Here is a 21,397-nt window from a genome sequence, read left to right on the forward strand (position 1 = left end):
GTTTTCATGGCTGCGTGCACAAGTCCCGGGGTGTGAAGAGGTACTTGTCGGACACCTGCCGCGCCGCGGGATCAATCACCCTTCACGGTCACCACGTACAGCATCTTCTCGTCACCCGGCAGAGTGAGCGAGCCGGCCGCCAGATCGGTGGCGATGCACACCGCGCCATGCAGCGGATCGCCCTCGGCCGCCACCCGCCGCGCGTGCGGCAGCCGCCTTGCCAGCTCTTCTTCCAGCGGTACGACAAGGGGGTCGCCCATCTTGAACAGGCCTCCGGTGAGGGCGACTCGGGGCTCGCCCGCGGACGGGCAGACGGCGGCCGCGGAGTCGGCCATGTGCCGGGCCGCCGCACGCAGGATGCCCGCGGCGACGGGATCGTCGGCGGCGCACGCGGACACTTGGGGTGCGAAGGAGGCGAGGACGGCGGGGCGGTCCGGGCGCGGGTACAGCTTGCCGGGCAGCTGCGTCAGCGGGCCGAACAACTCCTCGGCGCACGCCAGCAGCCGTACGGATCCGCCCTCCCGCCCGTCGTGGGCGCGCAGCGCGGCCTCCAGGCCGGCCCGGCCGATCCAGGCGCCACCGCCGCAGTCGCCGAGCAGATGGCCCCAGCCGTCCGCGCGCCGCCAGCGCGCGAGGTCGGTGCCGATCGCGATCAGCCCCGTCCCGGCGGCGACGACCGCACCGGGGTACGGACCGAGGGCGCCGGTGTAGGCGGTGACGGCGTCGGCGACGAGGGCGAGCGAACTGATCCCGAACTCCCGCGCCAGCGCGGCCGGGAGCTCGGCGCGCAGAGCGTCGCCCAGCGTGGCCAGCCCGGCGGCACCGACAACGGCCGTACCCAGCCCGTCGACACCCGCCTCGGCGGTCGACGCACGAACCAGGGGCACCAGTTGCTCCATGAAGTGCCCCGGATCGATGCCCCGGTCACCGGTGCGTACCGGCTCCCGGGACTCCCGGCGGGAGAGCGGACCGCGGCCGAGGGCACCGACGACGACGCGGAGGCCGGAGCCGCCGGAGTCGACGGCGAGGAACCCGTCCTCCGCACCGCTCACGGCAGGCGCCGGTCCACCGGCTGTCCGCCCAGCCCGACCAGCAGGTCGTTGGCCCGGCTGAAGGGACGGGAACCGAAGAAACCGCGATCGGCCGACATCGGCGAGGGACGGGAGGACTCCACCGACGGCAGATTGCCGAGCAGCGGACGGAGATTGCGGGCGTCGCGGCCCCACAGGATCGACACCAGCGGCTTGCCGCGCGCCGCCGGCGCGCGTATCGCCTGTTCGGTGACCTCCTCCCAGCCCTTGCCCCGGTGTGCCCCCGGACTGCGCGGCGCAGTGGTGAGTGCCCTGTTGAGCAGCAGCACGCCCTGCCGGGTCCACGGCGTCAGATCGCCGTTGGAGGGCTGCGGCAGCGCCAGGTCGGTGTTCAGCTCACGGAAGATGTTGATCAGGCTGCCGGGCAGCGGACGCACGTCCGGCGCGACCGAGAACGACAGGCCCACCGCGTGTGCGGGAGTTCCGAGATCTGGGATTCGGCGACGAAGGGCCGGCGAGGTGCGATGACCATGGCGGCGTGGCTTGATCACAAGAGGCAACAGGCTCCCCTCCTTCCCGGTGACCGGCTGAGCGATCTGCTGGACCGGCTCGATGACCTCGACGAGGAGGAAGAGTAGCGCCGAGGCGGCGTCCGTGCGTGGGGGCTTCTGTGTTTGTGCGGGACCCTGGGGTGTGCCAGTAGGGTGACGCGCTGTGGCACCACGACCCTTGCATGAACTTGTCGAAGCAGGCTGGGCGAAGGCTCTCGACCCTGCGGCCGGACGTATCGCCGCGATGGGGGACTTCCTCCGGGCCGAGATAGCGGCCGGCCGGACCTACCTTCCGGCGGGAGCGAATGTGCTGCGGGCCTTCCAGCAGCCCTTCGACGACGTTCGCGTCCTGATCGTCGGTCAGGATCCCTATCCCACGCCGGGTATGGCCATCGGGTTGAGTTTCGCGGTGGCGCCCGAGGTGCGTTCGTTGCCGGGGAGTCTGGAGAACATCTTCCGGGAGATGCACTCCGACCTGGGGCTGCCCAGGCCGTCCAACGGGGATCTGACGCCATGGACGGAGCAGGGGGTGCTGTTGCTGAACAGGGCGTTGACGACGGCCCCGCGCAGTCCCGCGGCGCACCGGGGCAAGGGGTGGGAGGAAGTCACCGAGCAGGCCATCCGGGCGCTTGCCGCGCGTGGTAAGCCGCTGGTGTCGATCCTGTGGGGCCGCGACGCCCGAAATCTGCGGCCGTTGCTCGGGGATCTTCCGGCGATCGAGTCTGCTCATCCCTCGCCGATGTCGGCGGACCGCGGGTTTTTTGGTTCGCGTCCGTTCAGTCGGGCAAATGACCTGCTGGTGCGGCAAGGGGGTCAGCCGGTGGACTGGCGACTGCCGTAAGCCGTGGTGCGTGTGGTGGCTTGGAGGATGGCGGCCCTCTGTACCCGAGGCACAGGGCAGCCCCAGGGCGTCGAGCTCGGAGCGCTCGAGGGTGGGGGAGCCGACCCCGAGAAGGGTGCAGAGCGAGGGCACAGGAAAATGCCCCCGCGCGAGCTGCGCGGGGGCAGGGTCAGGGGTTGGTCAGAGGGCGTCCACAGCGCTCACCTTCCAGCCCTTGGAGGTCCTCGTGAGTGTCATCCGCACGCGGTTCAGATCCACGCGGGATCCGGTCACCTGAGTGCTCTTGGTCACCTGGTTGACGAAGAGCAGGACGATGACCTTCTCCGGCGAGGACGACACGACGGAGGCCGCAGGAGGGCCGCCGCTCGCGGGCGCCACCACCGTCGCCTTCACCACGCCGTGGTACTTCCTGGCAGCCGGAGCGACCACTGTCCGCGTCGTCTTCCGGTATTCGTCGCGGAAGTCCCCGGTCAGGTGGGTGCGCGCCCGGGCGAAGTCCCGGTCCAGGTGACGGTAGTCGTACGACAAGACGACGGGCGCCGCCTTCCGCGCGGCCGTGAGTGCCTGCCCGCGTGCCCGGTCGGCCTGCCGCCCCTCCCGGTACTGCCACCCGAGTACCGCCACGGCGACCAGAGCTGCCACGAGTACGAGGCAGAGCGCTGCCGCACGCGCTCTACGCCAGGACCGCCGCACGGGACGGGACTCCTCAAGCGCCGCCTCGGCGGACCCCGGCGACGGCTCCGGCGGGTCGTCCCAGCCCTCCGGGGCCTCGATGAGCACGGTCCGCCCGGAGTGCTCTTCCTCGGCCGGCTTCGGTGTCTCTTCCGCCGGGCTCCAGGCCGGGCCCGGGGCGACCGTGCGGGTGCCGTGCCCACCGCGCTCCGGGCGCTTCGTGCGCTTCGCCGCCGCACGGGCGGCCGCGGTCATCGTGCGGCGGGCGGGGGAACCGGCGCCACGGCTGCGGGAGGTCGGGTTTGCCACGGTGTGTCTCCTCAACTCTGATGCCTGGTCGTACGATGGGCGGTCGCCGTCATCCGACGAACTCGACGTCGGAGGTCAGCCAGTGGCCGCCCGCCAGCAAGAGGTCGAGCTGCAGCCGGTAGGTCCGTGCCTCCCCGTCGGGCACAGCGGTGTTGGTCACCTTGCTGTCGGCGACCACCAGGACCCGGGCCGAACGCGTGTCGGACCGTACGATGCCCGCTTCGAGGACCTGCCCCTGGGACACCGACTTGTTCTCGGCGACCAGCGCGGTCAACTCCTCGGTCTGGGCTGCGAACTGTTCCTTGAAGTCACCGGTGGCACCTTTCAGTACGTTCGCGCTGTCCCGGTCGTAGTGCCGGTAGTCGAGGGAGGTGAAGTTCAGCGCCGACTGGCGGGCCGCCGCCAGGATCGCCTCGCGGCGCTGCCCCGCCTCACCCTCCTTGTGGACCTGGACGCCCAGCCAGATGGCGAGCGCCGTCGTCAAGGCCGTCGCCGCGACGAGCCCGGCCGACAACGCCCTGCGGCGCCCCGCGGTCGGCGACGCCGTACCGCTCCCGGCGTCCGCGTGCCCGGCCGGGTCGTGCCGTGTGTCCGCGCGCCCGGCGAGCAACCGTCGCAGCGGTCGTACCGCCCGGGTGAGGGATTCCCGGGTCCCCGCGAGGAACCCCGCGCTCATGCCATCGGTCCGACGAGCAGCCATTGCCACGAGTCCTTTCCGAACACGGTTTGTTCGCCGCCCGTCGAGCCGATCTCGACGGGCGTTCCGTTTGGACCGGTGGCGGTGCCGGTCTCCGGGTCGTACGGCGTGACGTACGCGGCCCGGTCGACGGCGCCGGAACCGGACGACGCTCCGGGGGCGTTCTGCGCACCCCGCACCGAGGTGTCGCTGCCGCGCGGTGCCGTGCAGCGGGCGTCGGTGTTGGCGGGGCGTGTGCTGGTGTCGGCCGGGTCGCGCCGGCGGGTGTTGTACCCCTGTGTGCACGGCGGTGGGTCGTCGGCGCCCACGACCAGCCCGAAGTGGGTGGTGCCGTCGCCCGGAATGACGGTGTAGCTGCCCGCGACGGTCACCGGGAAGGTGACCAGGGCCTGCTCGACGCCGGGCAGCCGGGCCAGAGTCACCTGGCCGCCGCTGATGAGGTTGGCGAGCAGGATCGGCAGATGCGGCCGGGTGGACCTCAGCAGCGAGTCGACCTCCTGCGCGGCGGGGGCCGTGTTGCCGACGAGCCGGCGCAGGTCCCCGTCGCTCGACTTCAACTCGGCGGTGAGGGCGGCGAGATCGCGGGAGAACGACTTGATCGCCGAGCCCTGGTCGGCCTGCGTCTTGAGGACCTTGCGCGAGTCCTCGATCAGTGCGACGGTCTCGGGGAGGGACTCGGAGGCCGACTCCACCAGCTTGTTCCCGGAGTCCACCAGGCGGCTCAGATGCGGCCCGGTGCCGGAGAAGGCCTTGCCCAACTCGTCGACGGTGACGCGCAGATCGTCCTTGCCGACGGATTCGACCAGCCGGTCCAGACCGAGCACGAGGTCCGTGGTGGCCAACGGGACGCGCGTGTCCTGGCGCCGGATGGTGCTGCCGTCCAGCAGATAGGGGCCGTCGGACCGGCGCGGTTGCAGGTCGACGTACTGCTCGCCCACCGCCGAGCGGTTCGCCACGACGGCGAGGGTGTCCGCCGGGACCCGGGGCGCGCCGTCCTCGATCTCCAGCGCAACGGAGACACCATCGGCACCCGACAACCGCAGCTCGCCCACCCGGCCCACCGGCACTCCCCGGTAGGTGACCTCGGCGCCGGGGTAGATCCCCCCGGACTCGGCGAAGTCGGCGCGCACGGTGTAGCCGCGGCCGAGGACCTCATCGACCAGACCGGTGTACTCGGCGCCGACGTACGACACCCCGACCGCCGTCATGGTGGCGAAGGCGAGCAACTGGGCCTTGACCGTACGTGTGATCACGGTTGCATCCCCTTCAGCATGAGCTCCGCGAGCGCGAGGTCGATCCCCGCGGGGAGGCGCCGGGAACCAGCGGCGCCGTAGGCGGCCGTGCAGACCGGCGGGCACAGCAGGTCGTCGTCCGAGGGCGCCGACGGACCGGTGGGCGTGTCCGGCAGGTCCGGGGAGTCCGGGAGCGCGGTCGGCGTCGGAACCCCGGGGACGTCCGGCAGGTCGGGGAGGCCCGGGGTGTCCGGTACGGCGTTGTCGCCGTCGTCTCCGCCCGGGTCGCCGGAACCGCCGGGCTCGTCGGTGAGGTTGCCGTAGACGCCGGACAGGTCGAGGTCGGCGGTCACCTTGAGGTTGACGTAGTCGCCCTCGACGGCGTCGACCGCGTTGCGCGGGAACGGGTAGGTGGTCAGCAGTTCCAGGGAGTTGGGCAGGTCGTCGCCCGCCTTGTTCAGCTGCCGCAGGATCGGCTTCAGCCGCTTGAGGTTCGCGACCGTGTCGCTGCGTGAGGCGTTCACGACCCTGGTGCCGGTCTTGCCGAGCTCGGACAGGGCGGTGAGCATCTTCGTCAGGTCGCGCCGCTGGTCGGCGAGGACCTTCAGCGCGGGCGGCAGCGTCTCGACGGCCGTGGCGATCGTCTTCCGTTCCGTGCGGAGCCGCTTCGCCAGCCGGTCGATTCCCGCGAGGGCGCGGACGATGTCGGCGCGCTGGTCGTCCAGGCCGCCGAGGAACGTGTCGAGTTCCTCCAGCAGGGATCTGGCCCGGTTCTCACGGCCTTCAAGGGCCTTGTTCAGCTCGACGGTGATCGTCTTGAGCTGGGCGACCCCGCCACCGTTGAGAAGTGCGGACAGGGCGGACAGCACCTCCTCGATCTCCGGGTTCCGGCCGCTGCGGGACAGCGGGATGCGGTCGCCGTCACGCAGCCGCCCCACAGGTTCCCCATCGCCCGGCGCGGACAGCGCCACGTACTTCTCGCCGAGCACGCTGGTCTGCCGCAGCTCGGCTACCGCGTTGCCGGGCAGCTTCACCGAGTCGGCGACCCGTAGCCGCACCCGGGCGTGCCAGCCGTCCAGCTCCACCTTCTCGACTGCGCCCACGGTGACGTTGTCGACCTTCACCGCCGACTGCGGCACCAGGTCCAGTACGTCCCGGAACTCGACGGTGACCCGGTAGGCGTGGCCGTCCGCGGCGGCGCCGCCGGGAAGCTGGACGTCGTACCAGCCGTTGAACCCGCAGCCCGACAGCAGCAACGAACCCGCGGCCGTCCACGTGACCGCCCGGGCCGTGTGTGCTCCGCTCATGCGCCGGCCTCCAGAATTCCGCCGAGACTCCGGTCGACCGTGCCGGTCACCGGCGCAGCCGCGGGTACCTCGGGCAGGGAGCCGAAGAGTTTCTCCAGCTCCGCGCAGTCGGGGTTCTCGCCGCCCTCGTCCCCGGTGGTCTTCAGCAGGGAGCACAGCAGCGCGGCCGGGTCCTGCGGGTGGTCGGGGTTGTTGCGGGTGTCGAGGGTGCCCGCCGCCGGGTTGTAGGCGTTCTGCAGGTTGGACAGCCCGGTGGGTGCGACCTCCAACAGCTCCTCCAGTGCGGCTCGTTGGGTGACGAGCACCTTCGTGACCTTGCTGAGGCCCTCGACGTTCGAGGCCAGCGACGTCCTGTTCTTCCTCACGAAGGCGGACACGTCACGCAGGGCGGTGCCCAGGTGCTTCAGCGCCGCCGCGAGGTCCTCCCGCTCCCCGGCGAGTTGCTCCGCCACCGTCGCGAGGCTGCTGTTGAACGAGCGCACGCCCTTGTCGTCCGCCGCCAGCGCGGCCGTGAACACCTGCAGGTTCCGTACGGTGCCGAACAGGTCGCCCCGGCCGTCGGACAGTGTGGTGACCGCCTGGGAGAGGTCCTCGACCGTCTGGTGGAGGTTCTCGCCCTGGCCTTCCAGGTTGTCGGCGCTCACGCCGAGCAGTCGGGACAGGGAGCCGTCCTTGTTCGCGCCCTGCGGGCCGAGCGCCTCGGCGGTCGTGTGCAGACTGTCGAAGATCCTGTCCAGCTCGACCGGTACGGCCGTCCGCGACTCGGGAATCACGTCGCCGTCCCGCAGCACCGGGCCCTTGCGGTACACCGGCAGCAGCTGCACGTAACGGTCGCTGACCACCGAGGAGTTGATGATCGCGGCCTTCGCGTCCGCCGGTACCTCGCGGCCCTCGTCGTACTCCAGTTCCACGCGTACCCGGCCGCCCTCCGGTGCGATCTCGGTGACCTCGCCGATCCGGACGCCCAGGACGCGTATGTCCGAGCCTGGGTAGATGCCGACCGTGCGGGGGAAGTACGCGGTGACACGCGTCTTTTCCGGGCGCGGCCACAGGACGAGGGCGAGCGCGGCGACGACCGCGAGCGCGGTGAGCAGGGCCAGACGCCTGCTCCTCAGCCGGCCGATCATCACGAACCCCCCGTCCGCGGCACCACGGGAGCCGCCACCATGTTCTGGATGTAGCCGTCGAACCAGCGGCCGTTGCCGAGCGTGTTGGTGAAGACCCGGACGTAGGGGGCGAGCAGCTTCACGCTGCGGTCGAGGCTCGCCTGGTTGCGTTCGAGCATCTTCACGAACGTGTTGAGGTTCGTGAGCGCGGGCCCGATCTGCTCGCGGTTGTCCTCGACCAGGCCGGACAGCTGGATGCCCAACGCCACGGAGTTCTTGAGCAGCCGGTGGATCGCGGTGCGCCGTTTGCTGATCTCCTGGAACAGCTTGTCGCCGTCCTCGACCAGCGCGGAGAAGTCCTCGGTGTGCTCGGCCAGCACGCCGGTGACCCCGTGCGCGTGGTCGAGGAGGCCGCGCAGCGCCTTGTCGCGTGACGCGACCGTCCGGGAGATCCGTGACAGTCCCTTGACGGACGCCCGCACCTCTTCGGGCGAGTCCTGGAAGGCGGTGGAGATCGTGTCCAGCGCCTTCGCGAGCTGCTCGGTGTCGACCTCCTCCGTCGTGGTCGTCAGGTCGCTGAAGGCCTCGACGACGTCGTACGCCGACACCGTCCGGCTCAGCGGGATCTCGCCGCCCGGCCGGAACTGCCCGGGTCCCTTCGGGTGCAGTGCCAGGTACTTCGCGCCGAGGATCGTCTTGACCCGGATCGACGCGCCGGTCGAGGTGCCGAACTCCGGGTCGTCCTTGACCTTGAACGTCACCTTGACGTGAGCGCCGTCCAGGTCGACCTCCTCGACCTTGCCGACCTTCACCCCGGCGATCCGCACCTCGTCGCCCGGCTTGAGGCCGCCCGCCTCGGAGAAGGCCGCGCTGTACGTCTGGCCGCCGCCGATCAGCGGGAGACTGTCGGCGTTGAACGCGGCGACGGCCAGCAGTGCGAGGGTGGTGAGGCCGACGGCGCCGATCGTCACGGGGTTGCGCTCCCGGAACGGGATCAGGCGCGGGCGGCGGACGCGTACGCGGGGCAGCCTGGGCGGCTCGATCCGCACCTTCATCAGCGGTTCCGGCCGGCGCGGACGGGGTGCCCGGCGCGGCAGGAGCCGTATCTTCGGGAGCTTCGGCGGGTCGACGCGGACCTTGACCAGCGGCTGCGGGCGGGGCCCCCGGACGCGTTTCCTCATGAGCCGCACCTCGCCCGTGCCACGTGCAGCTCGGGAGTGACCACCTGCTTCGTCTTCGGCAGCACGATCCGGCCGTCGAAGTCGCAGAGGTAGAAGTTGAACCACGAGCCGTAGGAGGCCGTTCCGGTCAGCTCGTCGAGCTTGTTCGGCAGCCGCTTCAGCACGCCCTCCACGGTGTCCTCGTTCCTGTTCAGGGTTCCGGTGAGCTCGGCGAGCTCGGCGATGTCGTCCTTCAGCGGTGGCCGGGCGTCCTCCAGCAGCCCCGAGGTGGCCCCGGTGAGGTCGCCGATGCCTTCCAGGGACTCCCCGATGGGCTTGCGGTCGGCGGACAGCCCCGAGACCACCCGCCGCAGCTGCTTGAGCAGCCCGGAGAACCGGGTGCCGCGCTTGTCGAGCGTCTCCAGCACGGAGTTGAGGTTGTCGATCACGGAGCCGATCAGCTCGTCGCGGTCGGCCAGTGTCGTGGTGAGCGACGCCGTGTGCGCGAGCAGGCTGTTCACCGTGCCGCCCTCGCCCTGCAGGGTCCGGATGATCTCGGTGGCGAGCTGGTTGACGTCGCCTGGGCTGAGCGCGGCGAACAGCGGCTTGAAGCCGTTCAGCAGCGCGTTGAGGTCCAGCGCGGGCTGGGTCCTGGACAGCGGGATGGTGCCGCCGGGCCGCAGCCGGGTGCCGTCGCCCGCCCCCTCGGTCAGCGCGACGTACCGCTGCCCGAGCAGGTTCCGGTAGCGGACGACCGCGCCGGTGCTGGTCAGCAGCGGTCGGTTCGCGGTGACGGTGAAACTGACCTCGGCCAGAATCCGGTCCTTGATCCGGATGCCCTCGACCTCGCCGACCCGTACTCCGGCCACCCGGATGTCGTCGCCCTCCTCCAGGCCGGTGACGTCACTGAAGACCGCCCGGTAGGTGTGCTTCGGCTCGAAGGACACGTTGACGATGGTGGCGGCGAGCAGCGCCGTCGCCAGGACCGTCACCAGAGCGAAGAGAGAGAACTTGACCAGCGGTGCCACGGTCTGCCGGGCTCCTGTCGCCCTCATGCGTTGCTCACCGCCGTTCCCCTCGCCAGCGGGCCGAACAACAGGGTCGCGACGGGCGGCACCTCATCGGCGGGCACTCCCATGACGGGGGCCACGAGCGAGCCGACGGCCCGCTGCTCGGCCCTGGTGGCGGACACATCGGCATTCCCGGGCAACGCGCCACCCGGACTCCCCGACGACGTACCGTCGTTGAGCTTCGTGTGCGGCGCAGGCACCGCAGGCCCGGGCAGGCCCCGGCAGTTCGGGCCCGACCGCTCGCCGTAGCTCGGTTCCTCGCCGGGCTCGTACGCGGGCCGCGGGCGGACGGCCTCGAGGGTGATGCGCATCTCGCCGCCCCGGAACGCCTCCTCGGCCGCCGCCTCCTGCCGGACCAGTCCTTCGAGGAGGCACGGGTACTCGGGGGAGTAGCGGGCGAACAGCTCCAGGGTGGGACGGGAGACCCGGCCGAGGGTGATCAGCCGGTCGCCGTTGTCGTCGAGGTAGCCGTCCGCGGTGCCGGCGACGGTCGCGGTCGTGCGGAGCGCGGCGGACAGCTGGTCCTTCTTCTCGACGAGGGTGCGGCTGGTGGTGACCGTGTTGTGCAGGATCCTCATCAGGTCGGGCGCGGCGTCGCCGTAGACCTCGGCGACGTCGGCGAACCGTGAGATGTCCTCTTTCAGGGACGGCAGATGAGGGTTGAGGCGGCGCAGATAGCCCTCGACCCGGGTGAGGTTGTCGCCGATCCGGTCGCCGCGGCCCTCCAGCGCGGTGGCGAACGCCGAGAGGGTGGCGTTGAGTTCACCGGGCTCGACGGTGCGCAACAGCGGCAGCAGGTCGTTCATCAGCTGCTGCAGCTCGATGCCGACCGTCGTGCGGTCCTGGGTGATGACGTCCCCGGCGCGGATGGGCCGAGCCGATGACCGCGCGGTGCGGGCGGGTGCCACGAGGTCGACGTACTTCTCGCCGAACAGCGTCTTGGGCAGCAGCCGCGCGTGCACGTCGGCCGGGATGAAGCGCACGTGCTCCGGCTTGAGCGCGATGTCGAGGGTGGCCTTCGCACCGTCCGAGTGCACCGCCCGCACCTCACCGACCAGCAGTCCGCGCAGCTTCACGTCGGCCCGCGGATCCAGCTGGCTGCCCAGGCTGTCGGCCTCCAGGGTGATCCGTACGACGGAGGTGAACGCCTGCTGGTAGACGGCGACGGCGAGTGACAGCAACAGTGCCAGCACGACGACGAAAGCGATTCCGTAAAGCCGCAGTCTCACTCGGCTCACCCCACTCATCCCACTCACCCCGCTCACCCCGCGATCCGTACGGTCGTGTTGGCGCCCCAGATCGCGAGGCTCAGGAAGAAGTCCAGGACGTTGATGGCGACGATCGACGTCCGCACCGCGCGGCCCACCGCCACACCGACCCCCGCCGGTCCGCCGCTCGCGTAGTAGCCGTAGTAGCAGTGCACCAGGATGATCAGGACGGCGAAGACGATCACCTTGCCGAAGGACCACAGCACGTCGACGGGTGGCAGGTACTGCTGGAAGTAGTGGTCGTACGTGCCCGTCGACTGTCCGTAGTAGCCGGTGGTGATGGTGCGGGCGGCGAGATACGAGGAGAGCAGCCCGATCACGTACAGCGGGATGACGGCGACGAAGCCGGCGATCATCCTCGTCGTCACCAGGAACGGCAGCGAGGGCACGCCCATCACCTCGAGGGCGTCCGTCTCCTCACTGATCCGCATCGCGCCGAGCTGCGCGGTGAACCCGGCTCCGACGGTCGCGGACAGCGCGAGTCCGGCCACCAGCGGGGCGATCTCACGGGTGTTGAAGTACGCCGAGAGGAAGGCCACGAAGTTGGAGGTACCGAGCTGGTTGAGGGCCGCGTAGCCCTGGAGTCCCACCTCGGTGCCGGTGAAGAAGGAGAGGAAGGCGATGACGCCGACCGTGCCGCCCACCACCGCGAGCGCGCCACGGCCGAAACTCACCTCGGCGAGCAGCCGCAGTACCTCCTTCTTGTAGCGGCGCAGGGTACGGCCGGTCCACGCCAACGAGCGGCCGTAGAAGGAGAGCTGGGAACCCAGCTGCTCCAGGCGATGCAACAGCGCCATGCCCTCAGCCCCTCTGCGGAACGACTTGGAAGTACACGGCGGTCATCACGAAGTTCGTTACGAACAGCAACATGAAGGTGATCACCACTGACTGGTTGACGGCGTCGCCCACGCCTTTCGGGCCGCCCTTCGCCGTCAGTCCCTTGTAGGAGGCGACGATCGCGGCGATCGCCCCGAAGACCAGTGCCTTCAGCTCGGCCGCCCACAGGTCGGAGAGCTGGGCGAGAGTGGTGAAGGACGCCAGGTACGCGCCCGGCGTGCCGTTCTGGAGGATGACGTTGAAGAAGTAGCCGCCCGCGACGCCGACGACCGAGACCAGGCCGTTGAGCAGCACGGCCACCAGCATCGACGCGAGGACACGCGGTACGACCAGCCGGTGGATGGGGTCGATGCCGAGCACCTGCATCGCGTCGATCTCGTCACGGATCTTGCGGGCACCGAGGTCCGCGCAGATCGCCGTGCCGCCCGCGCCCGCGATCAGCAGCGCGGTGACGATCGGCGAGGCCTCCCGCAGCACGGCGAGGACGGAGGCGGCACCCGAGAAGGACTGCGCTCCCAGCTGCCTGGTCAGACTGCCGATCTGCAGCGCGATGACCGCGCCGAAGGGGATCGACACGAGAGCCGTGGGCAGGATCGTGACGCTTGCGACGAACCACGCCTGCTGGATGAACTCCCTTGCCTGGAAAGGCCGTCGGGGGATGGTCCGGAGCACGTCCAGCGCCATCGCGAACAGACTCCCCGAGTGCCGCAGCGCTCCGGTGGGTGACAGGCTCATACGTCCGCCACCTCCCTGCGGTGCAGTTCCTCCTCGCGTCTCGCGATCCCCTGCCAGCGGGGCGGGCGGGTGATGCCGGGGCCCGGCAGCAGGCGGGGAGGCAGGGCCCGACTGCCGGGGGTCTTCGTCTGCTCGCCGTCGCCGAGCTGCGCCAGCTCCTGCTCGACCTGGGCGGCGTCCTTCTCCTCCGCCATGCCGATCGGCCCCTGCATCCGGCCGTTCAGAAACTGCCGTACGACGGGCTCGTCGCTGGTCAGCAGCTGCTCGCGGGGGCCGAACAGCACCAGTTCGCGCCGGAACAGCAGCCCGATGTTGTCCGGCACCTGACGGGCCGAGGCGATGTCGTGCGTGACGATCAGGAAGGTCGCGTCGATCTGCGCGTTGAGGTCGACGATGAGCTGGTTGAGGTACGCCACGCGCACCGGGTCGAGGCCCGAGTCCGGCTCGTCGAAGAGGATGATCTCCGGGTCGAGGACCAGGGCTCGGGCGAGCCCGGCCCGCTTGCGCATCCCGCCGGAGATCTCGCCGGGCAGCTTCTCCTCGGCGCCGATCAGCCCCACCATGTCCATCTTCTCCAGCACGATCCGCCGGATCTGGCTCTCCGACTTGCGGGTGTGCTCGCGCAGGGGGAAGGCGATGTTGTCGTACAGGTGCATCGAGCCGAACAGCGCGCCGTCCTGGAACAGCACGCCGAAGAGCTTCCGCACCTCGTACAGGTCGTGCTCACGGAGTTTCGTGATGTCCCGGCCCGCGATGCTGATCGAACCGCGGTCCGGCTTCAGCAGCCCGACGAGCGTCTTGAGGAACACCGACTTGCCCGTGCCCGAGGGGCCGAGCATGACCGAGACCTCCCCGGCGGGCAGCGTCAGCGAGACGTCCTGCCAGATGACCTGCTGACCGAAGGACTTGGTCAGCCCTTCCACACAGATCTCGACACCCATCCGGTACACCCTTCGGCCCGTGGAGCAGCTCCGACATGTGCTCTACGGGGAGGAGAGGGGCGTCCGTCGCCAGGGATGCGGATTTTTTTCGAGAGGGTTCGCGGGAGCACCCTCAGCTCTGCGGCAGCACGTCCAGGTCGGGTGCGTCGGCGGGGGCCGACGACGCGTGGGGGGCATCCGGGACGTCCGGGGTCTCCAGGACAACCGGGACGGAGGACTCGGCCGGTACGTCCGGCACATCCGGCAGGCCCGGCACATCCGGCACGGGCACCTCGGGGACATCCGGCGCAGCGGGCACCTGCGGGACTTCGGGTGCCGGCAGCGGGACGTCCGCAAGGGACGGCACGGACAGCGGTACGACCGGCAGGGCGTCCGACGGCTGAGCGGACACCGGCAGGGCAGTGGGCGTGGAGTTCGAGGCGCCGCGCGCGTCCGCTGCCTCGCTCCGGCCGCCGCCGTCGGACCGGAGCGCCTCGGCGGAGCTCCCCACGGACGGCCGCGGAGTGCTGCCGCTCCCGTTCTCGTCGCCGTCGAGTGAGTACGGGAGCACGAACACCGCCACCGCCAGGGTCGCGGCGGTCGAGGCGGCCGCCACGACCTGCACCTTCCCGCCCGAGCGCGGACGCCCGCGGCCCAGCAGGAAGAGCACCAGCCCGAGCGTCCCGGCGAGCGAGGCCCGCAGGGTGCGCCGGGCACGGGCCAGCAGCGACTCGACCGTGCGGTAGCTGAGGCCCATCCGCACGGCGACCTGGCCCACGTCCAGGTCCTCGGACTTGAGCCGCAGCGCCTCCGCCTGGCGGGCGGGCAACTCCCCGCTGCGCACGGCCAGCCATCTGGCCTCGGCCCGGTCGCACACCGCCTCCTCGACGGGTACCGGCCCCGATGCGACGAGCATGGGGCTGCTGCGCACCTCCGTCTCGCGGTTCACCTGGCGGTACCGGTCGACGCACAGCCGCATGGTCACGGTCGTCAGCCAGGCACCAAGGCGCTCGTCGTCGAGGTCCGGGCGCTCGGCGGCGCGCAGCATCGCCTCGTGCACGGCGTCCTCGGCGTCCTCCGGACTCATCGACCTGCGCCGGGCCACCTTGAGCAACTGCTCACGGTGGCTCCACATGCGTTCCCAACGCTCGTCGGCTGCCGCCGTCTCCGCAGGCATGTCCGGCATGTCCGTCGCCATGAGGGCCCCTTCGCGCTCACCCGCCGGTCTCGTGCTGTCCGGCGGGGGGCGACATTACCGCCCGGTAGTGGCGGTTGTGGAGGGGGTGGCACCCATCGAGTCCGCACTGTTGTCCGACCTCCTAATCGACGGCGTCGGTCCTCCCTTCACTGGCCAGCGGGCCCGTACCGGGCAGTATGTCGTCGCCGGGAAGCTCAACTCCCGGGTCCGGTACGGGGAAAACGGACTCGCCAGGCGCTGCCGACTCCTCCGCCTCGGATGCTCCGCCGCCGGCCGGCCGGGATCCGGTGGGGGAGGGCGAAGGGGAGGAGGACGGCGTACGCGACGTTGCGTCGCCCGGCCCTCCGGACGGCTTCGGCGAGGGTTCCGGTGTGCGGCTCGGCCGGGACGACTCCCCGCCCTGCGGGGACTCGGTGGCCCGGTCCGGCACCACCCGGTGTCCGTCCAGGAAGTACGTGTACCAGGCCCTGACCGTGCGCAGATACGCCGTCGAGTGGTTGTAGCCGAGGATCGCCCGGTTCAGGTCGGCGGGGTCCGACAGGTCGCGCCCGCCCGCGCACAGATAGCGTCCGGCGGCGAGCGCCGCGTCGAAGACGTTGTTCGGGTCCGCCTGCCCGTCGCCGTTGCCGTCCGTGCCCCACACGGCCCAGGTCGACGGGATGAACTGCATGGGCCCGACTGCCCGGTCGTACACCGCGTCCCCGTCGTACGCCCCGCCGTCGCTGTCCCGGATGAGGGCGAAGGCGCCGCCGTCCAGCCGCGGCCCGAGGATCGGCGACAGGGCCGTACCGTCGGACGACACCCGTCCGCCGCGCGCCTGCCCGGACTCCACCTGGCCGATCGCGGCCGGCAACTGCCACCGCAGCCGGCAGCCGGGCACGGTACGCGCGAGCTCCGACTCGGCGTGCCGGTACGCGGCGAACACGGTCTCGGGCAGCGCACCGCCCGCCACGGGTGCCTCCTTCGGCCGCTGCTTGCCGGCCCGTACCTTGGCGGGCCGCAGCGGAGGGAGTTCGGTGCGGTACGGGGAGCCGCCGGACACGCTCGGCCCGTGCTCCGGGGGTGCCTGCCGCGCGGGCGCGGCAACTTTTGCCATGAGTGTCCCCGGCGCCTGTGACGCGGTGAGCGCGGCCATCGCCGCCGCCGCGATCGCCGTACCCCTCGCGCCTCTCAGGGCACCTCCACGTACACGCACTGCCACCTTGTACTCCCCTCCCGCTGTGGATCCTCCCTCTGCTCTACGCGGCGCGGCGGCGGGTCCGTCGCAGAGAACCGGAACCTCGTGAGCGCCCGTGCTCTCCAGGGCGGCGGTGTCGGCCAGGGTCGCCTCACAACGGACGAACCGACTCCGCCGCCGTGGAGCCCTTGACTCTCGGACCGCAGGTCGGGCAAGGCTCCGGAGGTCGGCGCCCCCCGTGTCTCGCTGCAGGTCAACGTGATCGGGGAGGAGAGGATGGCCGAGGACCTGGCGGAGGCGATGGCCGAGGACCTGGCGGAGGCGGTGGCCGACCACCCGCCGATCGGGACCCAAGCCGGGTCATCCCACCTCGGCCCGGGAGCAGGGCGGCATGGCCGGGGCCTCCGACGACCTCGGGGCGTAAATACTCGAACTGAACCTGGCCTACCAGGACAAGTTCGGCCATACCTTCCTGATCTGCGCCACCGGCCTGACCGTGGGGGAGCCGGACGACGTCAAGGAGCGGATCGGCGACGCGCCGGAGCGGGAACCCGGATCGTCCGCGCCCCGCGCCGAACTGCGCAAGATCAACCGCATCCGTCTCACCCGGCTGGTGGGCTGAGAGCAGCACGAGCACCATGGTCTCCGTGGCCACGCACATCCTGGACACCAGGATCGGCCGCCCTGCCGAGGCCGTCGCCGTTCAGCTTTGCGCCCGCTCCGGGCGCATGGCGGACGGGGGAGGCTCGGCGGCTCCGCGACCGACGCCGACGGCCGGGGCAAGGACCTCCCGGCGCGTTCTGCGAGTCGGAGGGCCCCGGCGGTGGCGCGGATACTCCCCGGATTCTCCCCGGGCGATCCTCCGCCACGCCCAGTCGCGAGGCGAAGGCCGACGCGTCCGTAGGCACGCGGTGTGATTTCTGTGGGCGAGGCGCTGCGTCGGCGAGTTGAGGCGGCGGGCGTCCAGGCTGTGATCGTTGGCCAGCGAGACGACGTTGAAGCCGGCGTCGGCGATGCTCTGTGCCTGGGCCAACGCCGACCGCCGGTGTTCACCGAACTTACGAAATGCCTCTGCCCAGCGAGCGGCCCCTCGGTAACCGGTTCCTGATCATCCGACCACCGCTGCCCGCACACACAGCACGTCCGGCAGATGGGAGGCCAACTGCCGCCAGTTGTCGCCGTCGTCCGCCGACGCGAACACCTCGCCGTTGCGGTTGCCGAAGTACACGCCCGCCGGATCGGCGTCGTCCGTGCACATCGCGTCCCGCAGGACCGTGCCGTAGTGGTCCTCCTGGGGCAGGCCCGCGGTGAGCGGCTCCCAGGTCTTGCCCGCGTCCGCCGTGCGGAAGACCCGGCATCGGTGGTCGGCGGGCACCCGGTCCGCGTCGGCGTTGATCGGGAACACGTACGCCGTGTCGCCCCGGTGGGGATGGGTGGCCACCGCGAAGCCGAACGTGGACGGCAGGCCCTCGCCGATGTCCGTCCAGTGCGCGCCCGCGTCGTCGCTGCGGTACACCCCCCAGTGGTTCTGCAGATACAGCCGGTCCGGCGTCGCCCCGTCCCGCGCCACCTTGTGTACGCACTGGCCGAACTCCGGGTTCGGGTCCGGCAGGAACACCGCGGAGACACCGGAGTTGGACGGCTCCCAGCTCGCGCCGCCGTCCTTCGTACGGAACACGCCGGCCGTCGACACGGCCACCGTCACCGCGCGCGGATCCCGCTCGTCGGTGAGCACGGTGTGCAGCCCCTCACCGCCGCCGCCCGGCACCCACCTGGACCGCGTGGGGTGCTCCCACAGGGGGCGGACCAGCTCGAAACTCTCCCCGCGGTCCTCGGAGCGGTACAGCGCCGCCGGTTCCGTGCCCGCGTACACCACATCGGGCTCGGCGGCCGCCGGGTGCAGCTGCCAGACCCGCTCCAGCGAGGCGGCCGTGTCCGGCGGGAACTTGACGGCCGGCTGCGCCGGTTCGGTCCAGGTCCGGCCCAGGTCGTCGGAGTGGAACACGGACGGTCCCCAATGCGCGCTGTCGCCGCCGGCCAGCAGCCGCGGACGCTCGCCCCGGGTGTCGATGGCGACCGAATACACCGCCTGCGCGTTGAAATACGGGCTTTCGTCGAACTCCCACGCGCCACCTCGCCTACGCCCGATGAACAGGCCTTTGCGTGTGCCCACGGCGAGCAGTACTTCGGTCATGCCGGTCACCTCCGCGACGTCTTCGTCTCAGACATCCGCCAGTCTGCACCCCACCACTGACAGTCACCCCTGGAAGTGGCTCCGCCGCAGGTCAGCGCGGCGAGGGTAGCTTGCCGGGCAGCTCCGCGGGCCCGTTTCGGGCAGATTCCGCACCGTCGAGGGACCCGCGAAGAGGCGAGTCGGGGAAGTTGGCGTGAGCATCGAAGAGGTGTCTCCCGTATGGGAGTGCGGTACGGCATGTTCGTGCGCTCACTTCTGGCGCTGATGAGGAGGATGCCTTCGATGGCGTTCCGTGGTCCGAAGGTGTGGCTGTGGCGCTGGCGGCGCAGTCCGCTCAAACGTGGGGCCGATGTGCTGGAGGCCTGGGTGGTGCTCGGCGCCTGGGTGCTCACCGTTCTCGCCGGAGTGCTCGCGGGCCTGGCGGTGACCTGGTCCGTCGAGCACGGGCTGGCCCGGGAACGCGTCGAGTGGCGGCCCGTCGTGGCCCACCTCACCGAGCAGGCGCCCGGGCCGTCCGACGCGCCCTCCGAGACGTCGAGCGGCGAGCGGGTGTGGGCCGAGGTGCGCTGGAGCACGGCGGACGGCTCCGCGCACACGGGACAGGTCAGGGTCCCGCCCGGCAGCGCCTTCGGGGCCCCGGTCACCGTGTGGACGGACCCGGAGGGGCGGCTGGTCTCGAAGCCCGCCACCGAGTCCCAGGCCCGGCTGCGGGCCGCCCTGGTCGGCGGCCTGATAGGGGTGAGCGCCGGGGCCGTCCCCTTCGTGGGCGGCCGGATCCTGCGCGGGCGTCTGGAGCGCCGCCGGATGGAGCAGTGGGACGCGGAATGGGCGCTGCTCGGCCCGCTGTGGGGGCGTACGACGGGCTGACCGTGCGGGTCCGCGTACCCGTGACACCGGCACGCGGACCCGCACGGCACAGCAGGCGCTTCGCCGGCCTGCCTACCCGCCCGCCGGCGCCGCGCGGCACAGCCTCAGCAAGCGTTCGTCCTTCCAGACGTCGTGGCTGCTGTAGCCCCCTGGCAGCGCCAAGTGGCGTCGGCGCGCGGACAACTCCGACTCCACCAGGTCCCGCAGGGGCGCTCCGGCCGTCCCCATTCCGACGAGACACCCGGCGACCGTGACACGTGTGTGCGGGCTCTCCGTCCAGACCGTGCGCAGCGCCGGAAGGACGGATTCGGTGTCCCCGGCGATCCGCCACAGGGCGCACGCGGCGGTCGCCCGCTCCCAAGGGGGACCGGACCGCGTCAGACGCCGCAGTGCCTCCGCCGCGGGGCGCGCCTGTGCCCCCATCCGCGACAGCGCCTCCGCGGCCGACCCGCGACGGAGAGCCTCCCCGCACGCCAACTCCCGTATCAGAACGGGCAGTACGACCGTCGTGTCCCCCTCCACCTCCCACAACGCACGAGCCGCCGCGCTCGCGTACTCGGTGTCCAGCAGCCCTCGCAGCACCGGCACCGCCTCCCGCGCGGCGGACCCGAACACGCCCACCGCCCGGACCACGGAGCTCACGTAGGCGTCACCGGAACGAAGCCCGACAGGCACTCTGCGGACCAGCCGCAGCACCTCCGGCAGGGCCTCTCCGACACCTCCGGACATGTCATCCGGGGCAGCGTCCCCCAGGGCGACCAGCGCCGACAGCAGGGGCACGGCCCGGGCGGACGTCTCGGGCGAGTCGAGGGGTGTCTCACCGAGCCCGCGCCGCACCGCGGGCAAGAGCGGCGCCGCGTCCGGGCCCAGATGGCGGACCGCCTGCCCCAGATCACCGGGCACGACCGGCCCGGCCAGTACCTCGGCGAGCATCGGCACCGCCCGGTGATCCCCGCTCCGGGCAAGGGCCATGAGCGGACCGCCGAGCGTCGGCACCCCGCGCTCCCAGTGCCGTACCCACAGGCCGGGACGGGAGGACACCAGCGCGGCGAGGTCGTCGGCGGCAGGGGCGGCGAGTTCGAAGAGGTCCGTGAGGACGGACACCGCGGCATCGCGCAACCGGTCCTCCGGCGAGCCCAGTTGAGCCCCGATCAGCGCGACGAGCCCTGCACAGTCAGCGCGCCACTCGCGCATCAGCCCCGCCGACATCCACACCGCGTTGCACCGGTCGGTCGCATCCGGGCAGGTCAACTGCCCTTCCAGGAGGGCGATCCGGTCGTCCACCCGGTCGTCGAGCGCCGTGTGCAGGGTTCGCAGCAGCTGCGAGCCCTCCTCGTCCGAGGGCCGCAGCCGCCGCAGCCGGCCGACGAGCGAGTCGGTGCCGGGATCCTCGGCCTCCTCCGGCCGCACGGGCCGTCGCGCGGACCGCTCCCTGAGCAGCCTGACGGCGAGAGGGACCAGGTCGGACGGGAGCCGGTCGGGGGCGCACCCCGCGAGCTGACCGAGCGCGGCGAGCCGCAACCCGGGCCCGTACGGAGCCGCGCTCTGCGCCACCAGCAGTTCCAGTGCCTCGGCGGCGTGGCCGGGGTGCCGTCGTACGAACAGACCGAGGCTCTCGGCCAGGGCGAGGAGCACCCGGTCGTCCCGCTCCACCGTGATCCGTTCCCGCAACAGGCCCAGCACCCGGACAGGTTCGTCGCCGAACCGCACGACAGCGCCCGCGGCGGCCCCGCGCACCGCCGCGTCCGTGTCCCCGCTCAGCCCGGCGAAGACCTCGGCACGGGTGCGGACCGCGGAACCGGCCAACGCGTACGTGCCGTCCGCCGCCCGCCCCTCGCTCTCCCGTCCGATACTCACCAGGAGTTCGACGATGTCGCCTCGGTCCGGCACCTCCTCGCTGCCCGCGAGCGCGAACAGAAACGGAACGCAGGCGAGCGTCGAGTCGTAGACGTCTCCCTGGTGGTGCACCGCGCCGTACATCCGGTCCAGTGCGATCTCCCGCTCGGCCGGGTCCGCCGAAGCGAGCCCCCGCAGCCATCCGGGCACGTCCTCCGCACTGCCGTACGCATGCTGCAGAGAGGTCCAGTCGACCTCGTCGATCCCCGTGAACACGTTGTCCTCCCCAGGCGAAGTCCCAACTGATCGTGAGTCTGCACCACGGCACTGACAACGAAGCGGAATCGCGGGGTGACTGTGTGCGAACCGGCCGAGAAGATTCCTCGGGG

18 protein-coding genes and 3 pseudogenes are annotated in these 21,397 nt (G+C 71.4%); 4 read left to right on the forward strand and 17 right to left on the reverse strand.

The window, feature by feature from the left end; genetic code table 11:
• Positions 1-71: 71 nt before the first annotated feature.
• Both ADK57_RS22390 and ADK57_RS22395 read right to left on the reverse strand, forming a co-directional pair.
• Positions 72-1,052 (reverse strand): N-acetylglucosamine kinase, encoded by a 981-nt coding sequence (locus ADK57_RS22390; protein WP_053751299.1) that lies wholly within the window; start codon positions 1,050-1,052, stop codon positions 72-74.
• A pseudogene (locus tag ADK57_RS22395) lies at positions 1,049-1,513 on the reverse strand (uracil-DNA glycosylase); the annotation flags it as partial. The gene ADK57_RS22390 and the pseudogene ADK57_RS22395, both read right to left, overlap by 4 nt.
• Positions 1,514-1,745: 232 nt before the next feature.
• On the opposite strand from ADK57_RS22395, the gene ADK57_RS22400 reads away from it, so the two are divergent.
• A complete protein-coding gene (locus tag ADK57_RS22400) occupies positions 1,746-2,423 on the forward strand; it encodes a uracil-DNA glycosylase (RefSeq protein ID WP_053751300.1) in 678 nt (225 codons plus the stop codon).
• A 180-nt stretch (positions 2,424-2,603) separates the two neighbouring features.
• Here ADK57_RS22400 and ADK57_RS22405 read toward each other — a convergent pair whose 3' ends face one another.
• The 13 genes from ADK57_RS22405 to ADK57_RS22465 form a co-directional block, all read right to left on the reverse strand.
• The gene (locus tag ADK57_RS22405; protein ID WP_053751301.1) at positions 2,604-3,404 is read right to left on the reverse strand and encodes a hypothetical protein; all 801 of its coding nucleotides are present in this window, start codon (positions 3,402-3,404) and stop codon (positions 2,604-2,606) included.
• A gap of 49 nt (positions 3,405-3,453) precedes the next feature.
• The gene (locus ADK57_RS22410; protein ID WP_234390365.1) at positions 3,454-4,104 is read right to left on the reverse strand and encodes a hypothetical protein; all 651 of its coding nucleotides are present in this window, start codon (positions 4,102-4,104) and stop codon (positions 3,454-3,456) included.
• Positions 4,077-5,354, reverse strand: coding sequence for an MCE family protein (locus ADK57_RS22415; protein WP_053751302.1), 1,278 nt, complete (start codon positions 5,352-5,354; stop codon positions 4,077-4,079). The genes ADK57_RS22410 and ADK57_RS22415 overlap by 28 nt, the downstream gene beginning before the upstream one ends.
• Positions 5,351-6,640 carry an MCE family protein gene (locus ADK57_RS22420; protein WP_053751303.1) on the reverse strand — a complete coding sequence of 430 codons (1,290 nt, stop codon included), beginning with the start codon at positions 6,638-6,640 and terminating at the stop codon, positions 5,351-5,353. Before ADK57_RS22420 ends, ADK57_RS22415 begins: the two co-directional genes overlap by 4 nt.
• Entirely contained in the window at positions 6,637-7,767 is a 1,131-nt protein-coding gene (locus ADK57_RS22425; protein ID WP_199830654.1) for an MCE family protein, read from the reverse strand. Before ADK57_RS22425 ends, ADK57_RS22420 begins: the two co-directional genes overlap by 4 nt.
• On the reverse strand, positions 7,767-8,744 hold the full coding sequence (locus ADK57_RS22430) for an MCE family protein (protein ID WP_053751352.1): 978 nt from the start codon (positions 8,742-8,744) through the stop codon (positions 7,767-7,769). The genes ADK57_RS22425 and ADK57_RS22430 overlap by 1 nt, the downstream gene beginning before the upstream one ends.
• 179 nt (positions 8,745-8,923) lie before the next feature.
• A complete protein-coding gene (locus ADK57_RS22435; RefSeq protein ID WP_053751304.1) occupies positions 8,924-9,961 on the reverse strand; it encodes an MCE family protein in 1,038 nt (345 codons plus the stop codon).
• Positions 9,958-11,223, reverse strand: a complete 1,266-nt coding sequence (locus ADK57_RS22440) for an MCE family protein (protein ID WP_053751305.1) — start codon at positions 11,221-11,223, stop codon at positions 9,958-9,960. Before ADK57_RS22440 ends, ADK57_RS22435 begins: the two co-directional genes overlap by 4 nt.
• Before the next feature lie 14 nt (positions 11,224-11,237).
• On the reverse strand, positions 11,238-12,041 hold the full coding sequence (locus tag ADK57_RS22445) for an MlaE family ABC transporter permease (protein ID WP_053751306.1): 804 nt from the start codon (positions 12,039-12,041) through the stop codon (positions 11,238-11,240).
• A gap of 4 nt (positions 12,042-12,045) precedes the next feature.
• Complete coding sequence (locus tag ADK57_RS22450; RefSeq protein ID WP_053751307.1) at positions 12,046-12,816, reverse strand: MlaE family ABC transporter permease; 771 nt, start codon at positions 12,814-12,816, stop codon at positions 12,046-12,048.
• Positions 12,813-13,757, reverse strand: coding sequence for an ABC transporter ATP-binding protein (locus ADK57_RS22455; protein ID WP_053751308.1), 945 nt, complete (start codon positions 13,755-13,757; stop codon positions 12,813-12,815). Before ADK57_RS22455 ends, ADK57_RS22450 begins: the two co-directional genes overlap by 4 nt.
• Positions 13,758-13,869: 112 nt before the next feature.
• Positions 13,870-14,934 carry a sigma-70 family RNA polymerase sigma factor gene (locus ADK57_RS22460; RefSeq protein WP_053751309.1) on the reverse strand — a complete coding sequence of 355 codons (1,065 nt, stop codon included), beginning with the start codon at positions 14,932-14,934 and terminating at the stop codon, positions 13,870-13,872.
• Between the two features lie 121 nt (positions 14,935-15,055).
• A complete protein-coding gene (locus ADK57_RS22465; RefSeq protein ID WP_234390367.1) occupies positions 15,056-16,030 on the reverse strand; it encodes a lytic transglycosylase domain-containing protein in 975 nt (324 codons plus the stop codon).
• A gap of 369 nt (positions 16,031-16,399) precedes the next feature.
• Here ADK57_RS22465 and ADK57_RS47710 point away from each other — a divergent pair.
• A pseudogene (locus ADK57_RS47710) lies at positions 16,400-16,733 on the forward strand (2-oxo-4-hydroxy-4-carboxy-5-ureidoimidazoline decarboxylase); the annotation flags it as partial.
• A gap of 16 nt (positions 16,734-16,749) precedes the next feature.
• Positions 16,750-16,907: pseudogene (locus ADK57_RS51345) on the forward strand (hydroxyisourate hydrolase); the annotation flags it as partial.
• Positions 16,908-17,219: 312 nt separating this feature from the next.
• On the opposite strand, the gene ADK57_RS22470 reads toward ADK57_RS51345, so the two are convergent.
• Entirely contained in the window at positions 17,220-18,305 is a 1,086-nt protein-coding gene (locus ADK57_RS22470; RefSeq protein ID WP_053751310.1) for a WD40/YVTN/BNR-like repeat-containing protein, read from the reverse strand.
• A gap of 282 nt (positions 18,306-18,587) precedes the next feature.
• Here ADK57_RS22470 and ADK57_RS22475 point away from each other — a divergent pair, with 282 nt between their 5' ends.
• Positions 18,588-19,172: a hypothetical protein gene (locus tag ADK57_RS22475; protein WP_053751353.1), complete on the forward strand. Its 585-nt coding sequence runs from the start codon at positions 18,588-18,590 to the stop codon at positions 19,170-19,172.
• Positions 19,173-19,244: 72 nt separating this feature from the next.
• Here the strand turns inward: ADK57_RS22475 and ADK57_RS22480 are convergent, their stop codons facing one another.
• Positions 19,245-21,284: a hypothetical protein gene (locus ADK57_RS22480; protein WP_053751311.1), complete on the reverse strand. Its 2,040-nt coding sequence runs from the start codon at positions 21,282-21,284 to the stop codon at positions 19,245-19,247.
• Positions 21,285-21,397: the final 113 nt, after the last annotated feature.

Source organism: Streptomyces sp. MMG1533 (genome assembly GCF_001279775.1).
Lineage (GTDB): Bacteria > Actinomycetota > Actinomycetes > Streptomycetales > Streptomycetaceae > Streptomyces.

Excerpts from the sequence above, each read along its gene's own strand:
- ADK57_RS22420 (WP_053751303.1), bottom strand. The coding sequence starts at position 6,640 with ATGAGCGGAGCACACACGGCCCGGGCGGTCACGTGGACGGCCGCGGGT.
- ADK57_RS22435 (WP_053751304.1), bottom strand. The coding sequence starts at position 9,961 with ATGAGGGCGACAGGAGCCCGGCAGACCGTGGCACCGCTGGTCAAGTTC.
- ADK57_RS22470 (WP_053751310.1), bottom strand. The coding sequence starts at position 18,305 with ATGACCGAAGTACTGCTCGCCGTGGGCACACGCAAAGGCCTGTTCATC.
- ADK57_RS22465 (WP_234390367.1), bottom strand. The coding sequence starts at position 16,030 with ATGGCAAAAGTTGCCGCGCCCGCGCGGCAGGCACCCCCGGAGCACGGG.
- ADK57_RS22445 (WP_053751306.1), bottom strand. The coding sequence starts at position 12,041 with ATGGCGCTGTTGCATCGCCTGGAGCAGCTGGGTTCCCAGCTCTCCTTC.
- ADK57_RS22410 (WP_234390365.1), bottom strand. The coding sequence starts at position 4,104 with ATGGCTGCTCGTCGGACCGATGGCATGAGCGCGGGGTTCCTCGCGGGG.
- ADK57_RS22475 (WP_053751353.1), top strand. The coding sequence starts at position 18,588 with ATGGCGTTCCGTGGTCCGAAGGTGTGGCTGTGGCGCTGGCGGCGCAGT.
- ADK57_RS22455 (WP_053751308.1), bottom strand. The coding sequence starts at position 13,757 with ATGGGTGTCGAGATCTGTGTGGAAGGGCTGACCAAGTCCTTCGGTCAG.
- ADK57_RS22425 (WP_199830654.1), bottom strand. The coding sequence starts at position 7,767 with ATGATCGGCCGGCTGAGGAGCAGGCGTCTGGCCCTGCTCACCGCGCTC.
- ADK57_RS22440 (WP_053751305.1), bottom strand. The coding sequence starts at position 11,223 with ATGAGTGGGGTGAGCCGAGTGAGACTGCGGCTTTACGGAATCGCTTTC.
- ADK57_RS22460 (WP_053751309.1), bottom strand. The coding sequence starts at position 14,934 with ATGGCGACGGACATGCCGGACATGCCTGCGGAGACGGCGGCAGCCGAC.
- ADK57_RS22450 (WP_053751307.1), bottom strand. The coding sequence starts at position 12,816 with ATGAGCCTGTCACCCACCGGAGCGCTGCGGCACTCGGGGAGTCTGTTC.